Genomic DNA, 15,894 nt, shown 5'->3' on the forward strand with positions numbered 1-15,894 from the left:
AGGCAATTTGAAACTCGGCGAATTCTCTGTGGTGTTGCGACAGGGCTGGGTATAATCCCAAAATATTGAAGGCAGATTCTGATGCGGGCAATGAAAGCTTTTTCCGTTGGCGTGGTAATGGTTGCGGCACTGGCGGCGACGCCGGTTCTGGCGGCGCAATGCGGCAATACATCGGCAGGCTTCAATGCCTGGGTCGGCGCGTTCAAGCAGGAAGCGGCTGGTCGTGGCGTCAGCGCCTCCGTTCTGGACCGTGCCTTCTCGAATGTATCCTATAATCAGGCAACGATCCGTGCGGACCGTGGCCAGCACAGCTTCAAACTCTCCTTTGACCAGTTCATGCAGAAGCGTGGCGGTCAGGCTATCATTTCTCGTGGCAAGGCCATGAAGAAGAACAATGCAGCGCTGTTTGCCAATATCGAGCGCGCTTACGGCGTGCCGGCAGGCCCGCTTCTGGCCATCTGGGGCATGGAAACCGGCTTCGGCGGCTTCATGGGCAACCAGCACACGCTGTCTGCCGTCGCCACGCTGTCCTATGACTGCCGTCGCTCGGACTACTTCACCGAACAGCTCTACGCAGCCCTGAAACTGGTGGGAAGCGGTAATCTGAGCATCACGGCCAAGGGCGCTGCCCATGGCGAAATCGGCCAGACGCAGTTCCTGCCGCTCAACGTCGTGCGCTACGGCGTCGATTTCGACCGTGACGGTCGTATCGATCTGGTCGGCTCGCGCGCCGATGCTCTGGCATCCACTGCAAACTTCCTCGTCGGCCACGGCTGGCAGCGCGGTGCGGGATATCAGCAGGGTCAGACGAACTTCTCTGCCATTCAGGGCTGGAACGCGGCAAGCGTTTACCAGCAGTCTATTGCTTACATCGGCAAGGCTATCGACGGTCAATAGGCCTAGAGGTCTCTTCCGTCACCCCGCATCAACTGCGTGGTGACGGCGTCGTGAGCATAACGATAGCGTCAATCTTCTTGATCAGGCATTCGGGCGGCGAAAGTCGCCTGTTTTGCCGTCCATCACCCACAATTCGCCGGTGGAAATATCGAACCAGGCGCCGTGTAGCTTCACTTTGCCCGCCACTTCCTGCGCCTTGACGAAGGGGAAGGCGCGCAGATTGCTGATGGAATTGCGGATGGACACACGTTCCAGCGCGGTCTGACGCTCGGAGGCGGTCATCACGTCGTTGCTCTGGATTTGCTCGGCGGCTGACTTGACCATGTTCATCCATTTGCCGATGAAATCACCAGGAGACAGGGATTCGAAGTTGGGGTCGAGCGCGGCCTGAATACCACCGCAGCGACCGTGGCCCATAACCACGATGTCTTTGACCTTCAAAACCTGCACGGCATATTCGATGGCCGCGGATGTGGCGTGGAACTGGCCGTCGGGCTCGAAGGGCGGCACCATATTGGCGACGTTTCTCATGACGAAGAGTTCTCCCGGGCCGCAATCGAAAATGGTTTCCGGTGCGGAACGGGAGTCACAACAGGCGATAATGAGGGTCTGCGGCTTTTGGCCGGTATCTGCCAGTGCGCGATATCTCTCGCGCTCATCGGTGTAACGCCCGGTCATGAAGTTGGTGTAGCCGGTGAGAAGGTATTCTGGAAAATCGCTCATGATATCGCAGTACCGTTGTCTTGTGGCCGGGCTCGTCAATGAACCGGCCTATGTTGAAACCCGTTTTTCGCTCCGCTATTTGCGCTTGCTTCGCGAAGGATGCAAGAGATGACGCATGTGAACCATGGCCATGGGTGTGGAAAGACTGGACGCATCCGTCTCCAAAGTCAGCTCGTTGACGCCGCGTTTCATGGTGCGCGCCAGCACTTCGAAGACGCTGGCGGTTGCCAGTTGTAGCGCTTTTTCATCGTCCATGCCCTGCAGCAGCCGTGCCAGAAACAGCGCGGCGAGAAGATCGCCGAGACCATTCGGCACATTCTCAATTGCGCGATGCTCGGCCAACAGCGCGTGACGACCGCTGAGGAAAAGATTGCCGATGCCGCCCGACATCATCGGCACGGCTGATGTTACCAGCATTTTCGCCGGTCCAAGCGCCAAAGCCGCATCCATGATTTCATTGTTGGTTTCAAGCTCTGCACCGCTCATCCATGCCAGCTCATAGCGGTTGGGCGTGCAGACACTTGCCAACGGCACAAGTTCGTCGCGAATGGCCTGCGCCGTTTCAATCGGCACATAAAGCCCGCCCTTGTCTCCCATCACGGGGTCGCAGACATAGATGAGATCGGGGTTGCGCTCTTTCATGCTTCGAATGAGCCGGGCGACGGAGCGCACCTGATCGGCACTGCCGAAATAGCCGGTCAGGATGGCGCGGACTTCACCGGCCCATGTGGAGCCGGCCAGATCCTGCATGGCCTTGTCGAACTCGCCATTATCGAAGCGCAACCGTGTCGAAGGGCCATGGCCGGGGTGCCAGGGCATGACGATTGTCGGAACGGCCCAGACCGGGAAACCAAGGGTCTCCAGCCCAAACACGACGGCCCTGTTGCCGACGGAGCCACGCATGACGTGGCTGGAAATAACGATGACGGAGCCGTTGGTGTTTTCCTGCATGGCGTACTCATTCAGTTTGGCAACCGGTGCCGCGTCTGACGTCACGTCTTCAGCAGCATCCTGGCCCGTCATGGCATATTGGCCCGCCGCTTTCCACTGCTATGTCGCAGTGCAGGATAGGGCAGCTATTTCCCGGCGCGTTCCAGCGCTTTCAGCACGGTCCGCTCGGAAAGGTTCAGATAAAGCTCCATCTGCGATGCCGCTTCCGCCACTTTGCCGATTTCAACGAGGCCGAGGATTTGGTCATTCATATCCACGAAGGGAGAATGCAGCTGTTCCGGGTCGTTCAGAAGTCCAAAGCTGAGGCGCAGTTCTGCCGCGACACGCGCATAAAAATCGCTCAGGCGGCTGCTGTCGGAAAGATCGACCACGGCGGCGTGGAAGCGCATATTGGCGCTGCCGACTTCACGCCAGTCACCCAGTTCGCGCTGTTTCTTGGCATGTTCAACCGCCTGCCGCATGGTGGCGACCGACGGATGTTTCTGCCATGCCTGACGCAGGGCGCCACATTCCAGCATGCGCCGCACGCGATAGATATCGATGATCTGTTCCGTGCTAGGCACTGAGACGAACACGCCGCGATTGGCCTCGTGCCGCAGAAGCCCATCCTTGGTCAGAAGCCGAAAGGCCTCCCGCAGGGAGTTTCGCGAGACATCCAGACGTTCGCTGAAGGCGGCTTCCGACAGTCTTTGGCCGGGCGTCAGCGCACCAATGATCAGAAGATCGCGAATGTCTTTGGCCACGCGGTCCGCTAGCGGCAAAGGTTCAGTCATGGCGGTCCTTCATCTGATCGTCTGTGGCGGGCAATCGCGGTTGTTGGCGTCCTGTATATCGGTTGCAATACCACAAATTATGAGCAGTACACGTAAAAATCCTGCTTATTTTCAACGCATTCGTCCCAAATATTGCGCAGAATGAAAGAACGATAGAATTTAATTGTTCAACAATATTGACAATTTTGTAGATGCGGCCAAAATCCCCTCGATGCATCCGCGAGGGGCGGATTGCCAATGGAGCGGAGAAAATCCATGGAGCAAACAAAAATTGCCCAAACTGTCGAATTTGCCAAATCAAGGCGCGCGTCTCTAACGGCCGCGATCTTCCTGATGGCGACGTCGGCCATCGGGCCCGGTTTCATCACGCAGACGGCGACATTTACCGCAAAGCTCGGATCGGCCTTCGCGTTCGCCATCCTTGCGTCGATCCTGATTGATTTCGTCGTACAGCTGAACATCTGGAGAATCGTCACGCTGACCCGCATGCGGGCCTCCGATATCGCCAATGCAGCGATACCCGGCTCAGGTTACGTTCTGGCCATTCTGGTCATCGTCGGCGGTCTCTTCTTCAACATCGGCAATATCGGTGGCTCCGGCCTCGGCCTTAATGCCATGCTGGGTCTCGATCCGAAATGGGGCGGGGCGCTCAGCGCACTTCTGGCCATTGGCATCTTCCTGTCAAAACGCGCAGGCATGGCGGTTGACCGGTTCATCATCTTCGCGGGTATTCTGATGATCGTTCTGACGATCTACGTTGCCTTTGCTTCCGGCCCGCCGGTGGGTGAAGCCCTGTTTCAGACCTTCCTGCCATCGACTATCGATTTCGCAACGATCACCACGATCGTCGGGGGAACCGTCGGCGGATACATCACCTATTCCGGTGCGCATCGCTTGCTCGACAAGGGCATGGTCGGCGCTGAGAACCTTGGTGCCGTCAATCGTGCTGCCCTGACGGGGATCGCCGTCACAGGCGTCATGCGCTACGTGCTGTTCCTTGCCATTCTGGGTGTGGTTGCCAGCGGCGTTGTGATCGACGTTTCTGGAAAAGGTGCCAATCCTGCGGCGCAGGCCTTTCAGGTCGCGGCAGGCGATATCGGTCTGAGAATATTCGGCGTGGTTCTGTGGGCCGCTGCCATCACCTCCGTCATCGGCGCTGCCTATACATCCGTTTCCTTCATCACCGTCTTCAACAAGGACATTACCGAGCGCGGTCGCAATATCGCAACCGTGATCTTCATCGCTGTCTCGCTGTTCTTCTATCTGGTCATCACCACGCCGCCAGCACAGATGCTGGTTTTCGTTGGTGGCCTCAACGGTCTTATCCTTCCAATCGGTCTGTCCATCTTCATATACGCGGCGTGGGCAAGGTCCGATCTGATGGCTGGTTATCGTTACCCGCGTTGGCTTCTGGTGCTCGGCATCATCGTTTGTGCACTGACCTGGTACATGGGCTACAACTCCATCGGTCCCATTTTTGCACTTTTGACGGCATGAGGAGAGAGACATGGCTTCCATCGATCTGAACAGCGATCTTGGCGAAAGCTACGGTGCATGGAGCATGGGAGACGATGGCGCGATGCTGTCAGTCGTTTCCAGCGCCAACATCGCCTGCGGTTTCCATGCGGGTGATCCGGCGGGCATTTACCGCACGGTCAAAGCCGCCGCCAAAAACGGTGTTGTCGTTGGAGCCCATGTCTCCTATCCAGACCGCGTCGGCTTCGGTCGGCGCGATATGGATGTGACGTCGGAAGAACTGATTGCCGATGTCATCTACCAGATCGGCGCGCTGCAAGGCATTGCAGCCGCTGCCGGAACCAAGGTGCGTTATGTCAAGCCGCATGGCGCGCTCTATAACCGCATTGCCAATGATGCGCGCCAAGGCAAGGCGGTTATCGATGGCATCAAGGCCATCGACCCCTCACTGGTGCTGATGGGACTTGCCAATGCACCCATTCTCGATCTTGCCCGTAAATCCGGCCTGTCGGTGGTGGCGGAAGCCTTTGCCGACCGCGCCTATACGCCGCAAGGCCAGCTCGTGTCCCGCCGTGAGGCCGGTGCGGTGCTGCATGATGCGGAGAAAATTGCCGACCGGATGGTGCAGCTTGCCCGCGAAGGCACGCTGGAAGCCATCGATGGCAGCATTATCAAGATCGAGGCGCAATCCATCTGCGTTCATGGCGATAGCCCCGGCGCGGTTGCCATTGCCCAGCAAATCAGGCAGCGGTTCGAAGCCGAAGGCATCGATATCCGTTCTTTCGCTTCGAACACATAAGGAGCGTCCATGACGATCCCGACATCTTATCTCAACCACACGGATGCGACAGCCGCCCGCAAGGCGCGGGCCGATTACCGCAACGGTCTGGTCGCGCCGACATCCGGCATCGCCCCCGGTTTTACGCAGGCCAATATGATTGTGCTGCCGCGCGACTGGGCCTTCGATTTCTTGCTTTACGCACAGCGCAATCCCAAGCCTTGCCCGGTGTTGGACGTCTCCGACCCCGGCGTGCCGACCACCTTGCTTGCGCCCGGTGCCGATCTTCGCACCGATCTGCCGCTCTACCGAATCTGGCGGGATGGCAAGTTGGTCGAGGAAACGGCGGATGCCACCAGCGCATGGGCCGAGCGGGACGATCTCGTCGCCTTCCTCATCGGCTGCAGCTTCACCTTTGAGACGCCGATGGTGGAAGCTGGCATCGAAATTCGCCACATGACGGACAAGTGCAATGTGCCGATGTATCTGACCAATCAGCCCTGTCGTCCGGCAGGTCGGTTGAAGGGCAACATGGTCGTTTCCATGCGTCCCATCCCCGCCTCGCGCGTGGCGGATGCGGCAACGATTTCCGGGCGCTTTCCCGCCGTCCATGGGGCGCCGGTGCATGTCGGTTCCCCGGCAGAAATCGGCATTGCCGATCTTGGCAAGCCTGACTTTGGTGACGCGGTACGCATCGAACCTGGCGAAGTGCCGGTCTTCTGGGCGTGCGGAGTAACGCCGCAGGCGGCGGTCATGGCGTCGGGTGTGCCCTTTGCGATCACCCATTCTCCCGGCCATATGTTCATCACCGACATTCCCGATGCCGCCTATCATGCGTGAGGACAAGATGCGCTTTTTACCCGTCAGCCTCACCACCATTCTGGTGGAGCTCGCCGATCTCGATCAGACGCTTGCGCTCTTCGCATCGCTTGAGGCCAATCCTATCGACGGTATCGAGGAGACGGTTCCGGCTGCCCGCACGCTGATGATCAGGTTTCGGCCAGAGAGGATCAAGGCGGAAGCCTTGGCTGGCGAAATCGCCACGCGCGACCTCTCCGCAAAGATCGCGCCGTCCGACAAGCTGGTCGAAATTCCGGTGCGTTATGATGGCGAGGATCTGGCCGATGTCGCCGAGTTGACAGGGCTTAGCGTCAAAGAGGTTATTCGTCGCCACACGGACAGCGAATTCACCGTTGCCTTTTGCGGCTTTGCCCCCGGCTTCGGTTATCTCGTGGGTGGCGATCCCGCGCTGCATGTGCCCCGCCGCCAAAGCCCGCGCACCCGCATTCCAGCCGGTTCTGTTGCGCTCGCCGGTGCCTTCAGCGGCGTCTATCCGCAAAACAGCCCCGGCGGCTGGCAAATCCTTGGCACCACGCCGTTGAAAATGTGGGATATCGAACGCGAGCCAGGCGCGCTTTTCCAGCCCGGTTACCGTGTCCGGTTTTTCGACATGGACAAGGCGGGACGCAGCATCGAGGCTCCCGCTGCCAGACCTGCGGCTCCAAAAGCCGTCACGAACAGCGATGCCGCACATTTCGAAGTGCTGGCAGCGCCGATGCCTGCGGTGTTTCAAGACCTCGGCCGTTTCGGGCAAACCGGGCAGGGCGTTTCCGCCTCTGGCGCTCTCGACCGCTCTGCTTTCAACACGGCTAACCGCATCGTTGGCAACCCGGCGAATGCTCCATGTCTGGAACTGACGCTGGGAGGCTTTTCCTTCAGAAGTTCAAGCCGTGCCGTGATCGGCGTTGCGGGTGCGTCCTGTGTCATAACAGTCAAATCCGAAGCTTACAGCTTCGAAGCCACTCCCTATGCACCGATCTCGCTGGAACCGGGTGATGTCGTAACGTTCGGCAATCCCTCGGCTGGCATGCGCTGTTATCTCGCTGTCCGTAGCGGTTTCGATGTCGCGCCGGTTCTGGGCAGTTCTGCTACCGATACACTCGCCGTCGTTGGACCGGAGAGTGTCGTAGCCGGTTCCGTGATTACTCTGCGCAACGAGAAGAACGGACTTTCCAGCGTCTCCATCGATGAGGTCCCGGCCTTCGATCTGCCCAAGGCAGGCGACGTCGTAACGCTTGATGTCGTCTATGGTCCGCGCACAGACTGGTTCACGCAAACGGGCATCGAAACGCTGACAAGCCAGCACTGGCAGGTTACCCCACAATCCAGCCGCGTCGGCATTCGCCTTGCAGGCGAGGTGCCGGTGGAGCGCAAGGACAGCGCGGAACTGCCGAGCGAAGGTACGGCCACCGGTGCAATCCAGATACCGCATAGTGGTCAGCCGGTTCTGTTCCTGGCCGACCACCCGCTGACGGGTGGATATCCTGTCGTCGGCGCCGTTGCGGAATATCACCTCGATCTGGCGGGTCAGATACCCATCAACGCCAAAATCCAGTTTCGCCCGCTCGGGCCATTCACGGACATTCCGGCAAAAAAGAACACAGAAATTTCGGGAGACAAGCCATGAAAAAAGTGCTGATCGCCAATCGCGGCGAGATCGCGGTGCGCATCATCCGCGCCTGCCGAGATTACGATATCGCCTCCGTAGCCGTCTATGCCGATCCCGATCAGGATGCGCTTTTCGTGCGTCTGGCCGATGAGGCCTATGGGCTGGAAGGCGTGCGCCCTGCGGAAACCTACCTCGATATCGCAAAGCTGATCGCCATTGCCAAGCGCTCCGGTGCCGATGCGGTTCACCCCGGCTACGGCTTCCTGTCTGAGCGCGCAGAATTTGCGCAGGCCGTTATCGACGCAGGGCTGATCTGGATCGGTCCCGATCCTGAGGTCATCAAGGTGCTGGGCGACAAAGTCGAAGCACGACGCATCGCCACCAGCGTTGGTGCCCCGCTCGTTGCTGGCAGCGACGGGCCGGTTTCGACCTCGGCTGAGGTCATCGCCTTTGCCGAACAACACGGCCTGCCGGTTGCCATCAAGGCGGCGCATGGCGGCGGCGGGCGTGGCATCAAGGTTGCGTGGAAAATGGAAGAGATCGCCGATCTCTACGAATCCGCCGTGCGTGAAGCCACGGCTGCCTTCGGACGCGGCGAATGTTTTCTGGAACGGTTCCTGGACCGTCCTCGCCACATCGAAGCGCAGGTCATTGCCGACAAGCACGGCAATGTGGTCGTGCTGGGCACGCGCGATTGCTCGCTCCAGCGCCGTAATCAGAAGCTCATCGAAGAAGCGCCAGCGCCCTTTCTGACGCCTGAGCAGCGCCAGAAAATCCACGATGCGGCGAAGGCCATTTGCGCCGCAGCGGGCTATTCCGGTGCCGGCACGGTGGAATTCCTGCTGGGCGTCGATGGCACGATTTCCTTCCTCGAAGTCAACACCCGCCTTCAGGTGGAGCATCCGGTGACCGAGGAGACGACGGGCATCGATCTCGTCATCGAGCAGTTCCGCGTTGCGGAAGGTCATCCGCTGCGCATTGTGGAAACGCCGGAGCCGCGCGGCCATTCCATGGAATTCCGCATCAATGCCGAAGACCCCGGTCGCGGCTTTCTGCCGACCCCCGGTGCCATTACGGTTTTCGATCCGCCATCCGGCCCCGGCATCCGTCTGGATAGCGGTGTTGTATCAGGCTCCACCATTCCCGGCGTTTTTGACTCGCTGATGGCAAAGCTCATTGTCACGGGAGTGGATCGCGACCAGGTGCTGCGCCGCGCCCGTCGCGCGCTGAGGGAGTTCCGCATTGACGGCATCGCCACGGTTCTGCCCTTCCACCGCGCCGCAATCGATACGGATGATTTCATAGGCACGGATGGCTTCAAGGTTCACACCCGCTGGATCGAAACCGATTTTGCCGCCATGCCCGATGCGATGGAGCGCCCCGCTCCGGCAGACGATGCCTCCGTCACCCGTACATGGTTGGAAATCGATGGCAAGCGCGTCAGCGTCGGCCTGCCGCATCTGCTGCTTTCGGGCCTTGGCGGAGTGGGCAGCAATGGCCCTGCTGCTACCTCATCCGCAAAGCCGCAGGAAGATGGGATCACGGCGCCGGTCTCCGGCACGTTGCAGTCTTTCAAGGTGGCGGATGGCGATGCCGTGTCAGAGGGTGATCTCGTGGCTGTCATGGAAGCCATGAAAATGGAAACGCAACTGACCGCGCCGAAATCCGGCAAGGTCCGCTTGCGCGTCAAGGAAGGTGATTACCTTCAGGCAGGTGATGTGGTGCTCGTTTTCGAATGATGGGCGGTTAGCTGCTCTTAAACAAGGGTCACGACGCTGGCCCTTCATTCCTCCGGCGGCAGCTTGAGATATAGAGATGCTCCAAGAACAGAGTGGCAGCGATATATTGCAAAGGGTGGATAGAGGTTTCGGTTTGGCTCGCTAAGCGAGAAGACCGAAGCCGACCCGCTTCCGTTGATCGCCGCGACCTCCTGCAAAACCCCAACCCTCACGCTCAGACGCCGTTTGCTTCACTCTGCGGTCCAACCGACTGGAGCAGGGAAATAAGGTCAGCCGTGCGGTAAGGTTTGGACAGGAGCGGCGTCGCCGCAAAAGCTTCCGGCATTGAAATATCTTCAAGGCCGGAAATGAATACGAAGGGCGTTTTGTGCTTTATCAGCAATTCGGCGGCAGGAAAAACCATCTGCCCTCCCAGATCGATATCGAGAATGGCGGCGTCCAGTTTGAAGCCGGGATCGGCCAGCACCTCAACCGCCCGTTCTACATCCGAGATCGGCCCGAAGACTCTGGCGCCTGCCTCCTCAAGGGTCATCAATATGTCGGAGGCTATGAGATATTCGTCCTCCACCACGAGAAACTGACGTCCCGCAAGAAGCTGTGTCGACATGGTTTTTCCTCCCGTCTTGAAAACCGGGCAAACACCGAAAAGTTCGCTGGGCAGAGTGGCTATAATCGTTAAAAATGATGCTGGGCGTGCAGATAACCCGCAAAGACGACGATTTTATAAAGCGGTGAAACACCAAAATCATCAGGAGATGACGCAAGTTGACAGAATTCGAAACGCTGCCGATCAAGCGCTTGAGCGGTGAGGGATGTGCCGAGACCGGGGCGGATGCCCGGGCCTTTTGCCTTGGCGTCATCCAGCAGGTCTATGGCATCGCCTATCATCCAGACTGGCATGCCGATCTCGATTCGCTTGCTCTTTCGGTTGCTGACAGCTGGTTTTCAAACGAAAACCGCGGTGCTTTCTTTCTCGTCCGCAATCTTCAAGACGAGATCATAGCGACCGGAGGCCTCTATGATCTGGCGCGAAAGCCGAACACGGCAAGTCGTCTGGCGCAGCGTTATGATGCGATGGAAAATGTCTGCCAGATCGTGCGCGTCTATCTCGATGCATCCGTGCGGCGCATGGGTCTTGGTAGCCGGATTGTGCGCATCTTGGAAAACGAGGCGAAGACCCTGAATTACAATGCCGCCTATCTGCATGCGGATGCCCAGACTGCGGGCACGTTGCGGTTCTGGAGCGACAGCGGCTACCGGGAGTTCGACCGCTTTTCCTATCCGTCCCCGACAGGAACCGACACCAGCGTCGATTTCGACAAGCTTTTGGCGTGATAAAAAAAGCCGCCCGATTTTTCCGGGCGGCTTTCTGTTTTGAAACGTCTATTCCCAAGACGGGAAGCGGCGGGGGCACGCCCTTAGATAGATGTGTCCGAGACCGGACCGAGCCATAGCGTCGGGTTGTCGATCGCGATACGACCGCGAACATCGCCAGCGTTTGCGGCGATCACCAGCTCATATTGACCTTCATCCGAACGGAAGGCTTTCGCGTCCACATCGAAGAAGCTGAGATCGCGTTGTGTTACCTTCAGCGTTGCTGTCGCGGTTTCGCCCGCTGCCAGTTCGAGCTTGGCAAAGGCTCGCAGCTCTTTCTCCGGTCTGGAGACGGAAGAACCGAGCGCACGCACGTAAAGCTGCACGACATCAGAGCCCTTGCGCGCACCCGTATTGGTCACATCGACAGTGACGGTAATACCGTCCTCGCTCATGACGCTGGTGGAGGCCTTGGCCTCGCCCCAGGCAAATTGCGTGTAGCCCAGACCGAAGCCGAAGGGGAAGAGCGGCTCCACGCCGTGGGTATCGTGGTGACGATAACCGACGAAGACGCCCTCGTCATAACGCACATGCCCATCCTGACCGGGGTAGACGAGAGGATTGCCGGTGATCGCGGAATTGTCCGAAAGCGATTTCGGGAAGGTCTGCGGCAGACGCCCGCCGGGCTCCGCATCGCCGAACAGAACGTCGGCCACGGCGTTGCCGAGTTCCTGGCCCGGATACCACAGTTGAAGAACGGCTTTGACCTTGCCCAGCCACGGCATTTCCACCGGCCCACCGGTTTGCAGCACAACAACGGTGTTGGCGTTGACGGCGGCGACCTTTTCGATCAGCTCTTCCTGACGACCGGGAAGGCGCATGTCGGGCAGATCGAGGCCTTCGGTATCCCACTGGCCTTCACGTCCGACAAAGAGAAGTGCGACATCGCAAGCAGCAGCCTTGGCAACGGCCTCTTCGATCGCCGCATCGCCCAGCGGCTTTTCGACGCCGAAGCGAATGGCCGTCAGGTGAATGCCGTCGGCAGTGGCAGCAGGGGAGCAATATTCGATTGTCACCGTATAGCTGCGCCCGGCTTCCAGCTTCAGGGACTGCCGCTGTTCGCTGTTGGCGGTGCCGAAATAGTTGTCGCCGGGTGCCCAGCCATCATAGCCGTTCACCACCAGTTCGCCATCCACATAGAGCTTGGCAAGGCCTGCATTGGTCATGCCGAAGACATGTTCGCCGCTGTCGGACGGTACGTAGCGCGCGGTGATCCGGGCGGAAAAGTCTGCCGGGTTGAGCTCCGCCGAGGGCAGATCGAACCAGAAGAACTCGCCCTTAACAGCCGTTTCACTGTGAACCGGCGTGCCTTCCAACTGCCTGCCCTTGAAGTAATCGACCTGCATGTCGCTTGCGAAAACTTCGATCAGGCGGTTGTTGCTGCAGCCTGCGGCGTGGTGCACGCTGTTGGCATTGGAAAGGGCAGCTTTGATACCCTGAAGTGGGCTGACCGTATAATGCGCGGCAATCTGTGCGCTGCCACCACCCATCACGCGGGCTTCGGCGGCATTGGGGCCGAGAACGGCGATGCTGTCTAGCGTGGTCTTGGCCAGCGGCAGAATGCCATCGTTCTTCAGCAGCACGGCACCTTCGGCACCGATCTGGCGAATAAGCGCGCGGTCTTCGGGAAGATCGAGCGAGCTTTCGGTGAGATCAGGTGCATTTTCGAAGGCACCGACACGCTTGAGAAGCGTCAGAATACGGCGCGCAGCCTCGCGCACGGTTTCCGCCTTGACCTCGCCGTTGTGGACGGCCTCAACCAGCTTTTCCCCACGGTCACGGCTTGGGCCGGGCATTTCAAGGTCAAGACCGGCATTCACCGTTGGTGCAGTGGAGTGCGAGCCGAACCAGTCGGACATGACGACGCCGTCAAAGCCCCATTCCTTGCGCAGCACCTGTGTCAGCAGCCACTCATGTTCGCTGGTATAGGTGCCGTTGAGGCGGTTATAGGACGACATGACGGCCATCACGCCAGCCTTCTTCACCGCCTGCTCGAAGGGCAGCAGATAGAGTTCGCGCAGGCTGCGCTCATCGATATCCGAAGACATGGTCTGACGTTCGATTTCGGATTCATTGCCGACGAAATGCTTGATCGTCGCAGCAACGCCCTTGCTCTGTACGCCCTGAATATAGGCAACGGCGAGAGCCGCCGTTAGCAACGGGTCTTCGGAATAGCATTCGAAATTGCGGCCATTGAGGCCCGAGCGATGAATGTTGACGGTGGGTGCCAGTAGAACGGACGCGCCCTTGCTTTTCGCCTGACCTGCCAATGCAACGCCCATACGCTCCACGAGCGCCGGGTTCCATGTGGCACCCAGCGCGATGGCCACGGGAAAGCAGGCTGCCTTGACGCCGGCGACCAGCGACCCGGCGCCGCGCGCGCCATTGGGGCCATCCGTGACCTTGATCTTGGGAACGCCAAGACGCTCAACCGGCACTGTCGTCCAGAAATCGGCACCGGCAAGCAGCGAAACCTGCTCTTCAAGCGTCATTTGGTTCAGGATATTCTCGATCATACGAGCCTCCGATATTTTTCATGCGAGTGAAAAAGAGACGCGCCATCATGAACGGCGCGTCCTGACATGGTGTCAGCGAACCCCGCGCACGGGGGCGATGGCCAGTGCGCCGAGAAAGGCGCTGATGGCCGCAGCAGCATAGAGGACGCCATAATTCTGGCCTCCCGCATTGCCGATGGCTAGAAGAAAGGGTGCCACAGCCGGGGCAATGGATTGCGGCACGGCATTGGCGATGTTGAGAACGCCGAGATTTCTGGCCGCATGGGTTTCCCGGTCTGGCAAGATATCCACGACGAGGGCCTGATCGACCGCCATATAGACGCCAAAACCGATAGAGGTGACCGCGATGCCGCTGTAGAACATTGTCAGGTCTTTTGCGAAAACGATGACCACGATCCCCAGCGCATAGGTCAGCGCCGCAACCAGCACGAAAGCCTTGCGCCGACCGATGCGGTCGGACATGGAGCCGGAAACGAAGGACGAACCGACAACGCAGATGGCGGTGATCAGTGTCGAAACGAACATGATGTCGCCAATGTCAGCTTCGGCAATCTTCAAGTGGTCCATCAGATAGTAGACCTGATAGGACGTCAGCACGGCAAAACCGAAGAACACCAGAAAGCGGCTGAGCCAGGCATAACCGAAGTCCGGATGCTTGACCGGGTTGACCCAGAAGCTGCCCAACAGTTCGGACAAGCCGGGCGCTGTTTTCTTCGGTGCATCCGTCAAAGGGCGATCTTCGATCACCAGAACGAAGACAAAAACCGAGATCAGACCGATGGCTGTTGGGATCAGAAACATCGCATTGCTGGCAGTTCCCGTCAGCGCCAGAATGCCGCTGCCGATCAAAAGCGCGATATAGATCGACATGCCTGCAAGGGCGGAAACGAGACCGCGCTGATGTTCCGGCACCTGATCCGGCACGGTTGCCACCAGCGCTGCCAGCATGGCGTTGTAAGCGGTCTGGATAACGCACCAGGCGATACCGATGACAATAAGACTGGATGTATAGGCCATCACGATCTGGGCAAGGCTGCCGACGACGACGCCGGCCACTAGCCAGGGTTTACGCCGACCGAAGCGGGAGCGCGTGCGGTCTGAAAGCTGACCGAAAATAGGGTTCGCCAGAAGAGCGAAAAGCGCACCGAGCCCTAGAATGGTGCCAAGACTTGCGCCCTTGCTCACCGGGTCGAGCGTGTTGACCCGAATGGCCAGCGTCATCGCAACCGGCGTCATGACCGCCGTGAAAAAGCCGACACTCGCAAGGCCATAAGTGAGAATGAATGGCAGGCCGACCGAGCGCTCATCGCCCGTTTTAGACGCCTGCGCACCGAGATTTGGGGTTGCAATACTCATTTTTGAAAACCTCCACCGCAATACATTCGATAACAACGTCGTCCTCCACCGAACTTCGTGTTAAACCTACCGACTACTCGGTTATGGCGGGGAGTCAACTTTTTTTTGTGCCGCAACGGACCATCGCATGGTTCTTAAAACGTTTACGTGCAGGGCCTTTCAAGGCTAAAGGTGCAGTTGGAATGGGGGAAACAGCAGATATGACGGATGAAATGAAAGAGGCGATGTCGCCGGATTTGGCACCCGGCAAAAAGCGGAAATCCCCCAAAGGCAGGATTCGCCGGGAGGCCATTCTCGCCGCCGCCATGCAGCATTTTGCCAAGGATGGCTATCAAAACGCGTCCTTTGCAGCCATCGCCGCAGAGGTGGGACTGTCGCTGCCGGGCCTGCTCCATTATTTCCCGACGAAAGTTGATCTGCTCCTCGCCATTCTGGAAAAGCGCGACATCGAAAGCGCGTCTGCCGTGGGTGAAGAATATGCGGACTGGCGCAAAGTGCTGCTCGGCCTTGTCGAAATCGCCAGAGCCAACCAGAAAATCCCCAGCGTCGTGCAAGTATTTGCCGTTCTCAACGCCGAGAGCCTGACGACAGACCACCCCGCCAGCGCATGGTTTGCCGCCCGCGTCAGCCACCTGCAGAAAAACCTCGTCTCTTCCTTTCAAAAAGGCATGGCGGCTGGCGAGTTGAGGCAAGACATCGATCCCCATTCCATCGCCGCCGAACTGATCAGCATGATGGACGGACTTCAGATGCTGTGGCTCAGATCACCGGACGAGTTCGATATGGTGACGGTGTTTTCCGCCTACGTCGGCCGACTGATCGAGGCTATTGAGGCTCGCTGAAACAAAAGCTTTGCAGCTAT

At 58.9% G+C, this 15,894-nt stretch carries 14 protein-coding genes; 8 read left to right on the top strand and 6 right to left on the bottom strand.

Features of this window, described 5'->3' with window-relative positions:
- Positions 1 to 81: 81 nt before the first annotated feature.
- Complete coding sequence (locus AC27VJ_RS09125; RefSeq protein ID WP_113086760.1) at positions 82 to 897, top strand: lytic murein transglycosylase; 816 nt, start codon at positions 82 to 84, stop codon at positions 895 to 897.
- Between the two features lie 81 nt (positions 898 to 978).
- On the opposite strand, the gene AC27VJ_RS09130 is transcribed toward AC27VJ_RS09125, so the two are convergent.
- From AC27VJ_RS09130 to AC27VJ_RS09140, 3 genes are all read right to left on the bottom strand, one after another.
- Positions 979 to 1,620, bottom strand: a complete 642-nt coding sequence (locus AC27VJ_RS09130; RefSeq protein WP_113086761.1) for a carbonic anhydrase — start codon at positions 1,618 to 1,620, stop codon at positions 979 to 981.
- A gap of 75 nt (positions 1,621 to 1,695) precedes the next feature.
- Positions 1,696 to 2,571: a pyridoxal kinase PdxY gene (gene pdxY / locus AC27VJ_RS09135; protein WP_488683813.1), complete on the bottom strand. Its 876-nt coding sequence runs from the start codon at positions 2,569 to 2,571 to the stop codon at positions 1,696 to 1,698.
- A gap of 125 nt (positions 2,572 to 2,696) precedes the next feature.
- Positions 2,697 to 3,344, bottom strand: coding sequence for a GntR family transcriptional regulator (locus tag AC27VJ_RS09140; RefSeq protein ID WP_488683745.1), 648 nt, complete (start codon positions 3,342 to 3,344; stop codon positions 2,697 to 2,699).
- Positions 3,345 to 3,599: 255 nt separating this feature from the next.
- Between AC27VJ_RS09140 and AC27VJ_RS09145 the strand changes: the two genes are divergently transcribed.
- From AC27VJ_RS09145 to AC27VJ_RS09165, 5 genes are read left to right on the top strand one after another with little or no spacing between them, the layout of a single operon-like run.
- Positions 3,600 to 4,841, top strand: coding sequence for an NRAMP family divalent metal transporter (locus tag AC27VJ_RS09145; RefSeq protein WP_113086763.1), 1,242 nt, complete (start codon positions 3,600 to 3,602; stop codon positions 4,839 to 4,841).
- A 10-nt stretch (positions 4,842 to 4,851) separates the two neighbouring features.
- Positions 4,852 to 5,619: a LamB/YcsF family protein gene (locus AC27VJ_RS09150; RefSeq protein WP_488683746.1), complete on the top strand. Its 768-nt coding sequence runs from the start codon at positions 4,852 to 4,854 to the stop codon at positions 5,617 to 5,619.
- Between the two features lie 9 nt (positions 5,620 to 5,628).
- Positions 5,629 to 6,438, top strand: a complete 810-nt coding sequence (locus tag AC27VJ_RS09155) for a putative hydro-lyase (RefSeq protein WP_488683747.1) — start codon at positions 5,629 to 5,631, stop codon at positions 6,436 to 6,438.
- Positions 6,439 to 6,445: 7 nt separating this feature from the next.
- On the top strand, positions 6,446 to 8,065 hold the full coding sequence (locus AC27VJ_RS09160) for a 5-oxoprolinase subunit B/C family protein (RefSeq protein WP_488683814.1): 1,620 nt from the start codon (positions 6,446 to 6,448) through the stop codon (positions 8,063 to 8,065).
- Complete coding sequence (locus AC27VJ_RS09165; RefSeq protein WP_488683748.1) at positions 8,062 to 9,786, top strand: acetyl/propionyl/methylcrotonyl-CoA carboxylase subunit alpha; 1,725 nt, start codon at positions 8,062 to 8,064, stop codon at positions 9,784 to 9,786. Before AC27VJ_RS09160 ends, AC27VJ_RS09165 begins: the two co-directional genes overlap by 4 nt.
- A 214-nt stretch (positions 9,787 to 10,000) precedes the next feature.
- On the opposite strand, the gene AC27VJ_RS09170 is transcribed toward AC27VJ_RS09165, so the two are convergent.
- Entirely contained in the window at positions 10,001 to 10,393 is a 393-nt protein-coding gene (locus AC27VJ_RS09170) for a response regulator (protein ID WP_488683749.1), read from the bottom strand.
- 158 nt (positions 10,394 to 10,551) lie between these two features.
- On the opposite strand from AC27VJ_RS09170, the gene AC27VJ_RS09175 reads away from it, so the two are divergent.
- Complete coding sequence (locus tag AC27VJ_RS09175) at positions 10,552 to 11,121, top strand: GNAT family N-acetyltransferase (protein WP_488683750.1); 570 nt, start codon at positions 10,552 to 10,554, stop codon at positions 11,119 to 11,121.
- A gap of 83 nt (positions 11,122 to 11,204) precedes the next feature.
- Here the strand turns inward: AC27VJ_RS09175 and AC27VJ_RS09180 are convergent, their stop codons facing one another.
- Entirely contained in the window at positions 11,205 to 13,676 is a 2,472-nt protein-coding gene (locus tag AC27VJ_RS09180; RefSeq protein ID WP_488683751.1) for a glycoside hydrolase family 3 C-terminal domain-containing protein, read from the bottom strand.
- 72 nt (positions 13,677 to 13,748) lie between these two features.
- Positions 13,749 to 15,032 (bottom strand): MFS transporter, encoded by a 1,284-nt coding sequence (locus AC27VJ_RS09185; RefSeq protein WP_488683752.1) that lies wholly within the window; start codon positions 15,030 to 15,032, stop codon positions 13,749 to 13,751.
- 182 nt (positions 15,033 to 15,214) lie between these two features.
- On the opposite strand from AC27VJ_RS09185, the gene AC27VJ_RS09190 reads away from it, so the two are divergent.
- Complete coding sequence (locus tag AC27VJ_RS09190) at positions 15,215 to 15,874, top strand: TetR/AcrR family transcriptional regulator (RefSeq protein ID WP_488683753.1); 660 nt, start codon at positions 15,215 to 15,217, stop codon at positions 15,872 to 15,874.
- Positions 15,875 to 15,894 lie beyond the last annotated feature (20 nt).

It is taken from the genome of Agrobacterium sp. 20P9.1.2 (assembly GCF_057799395.1).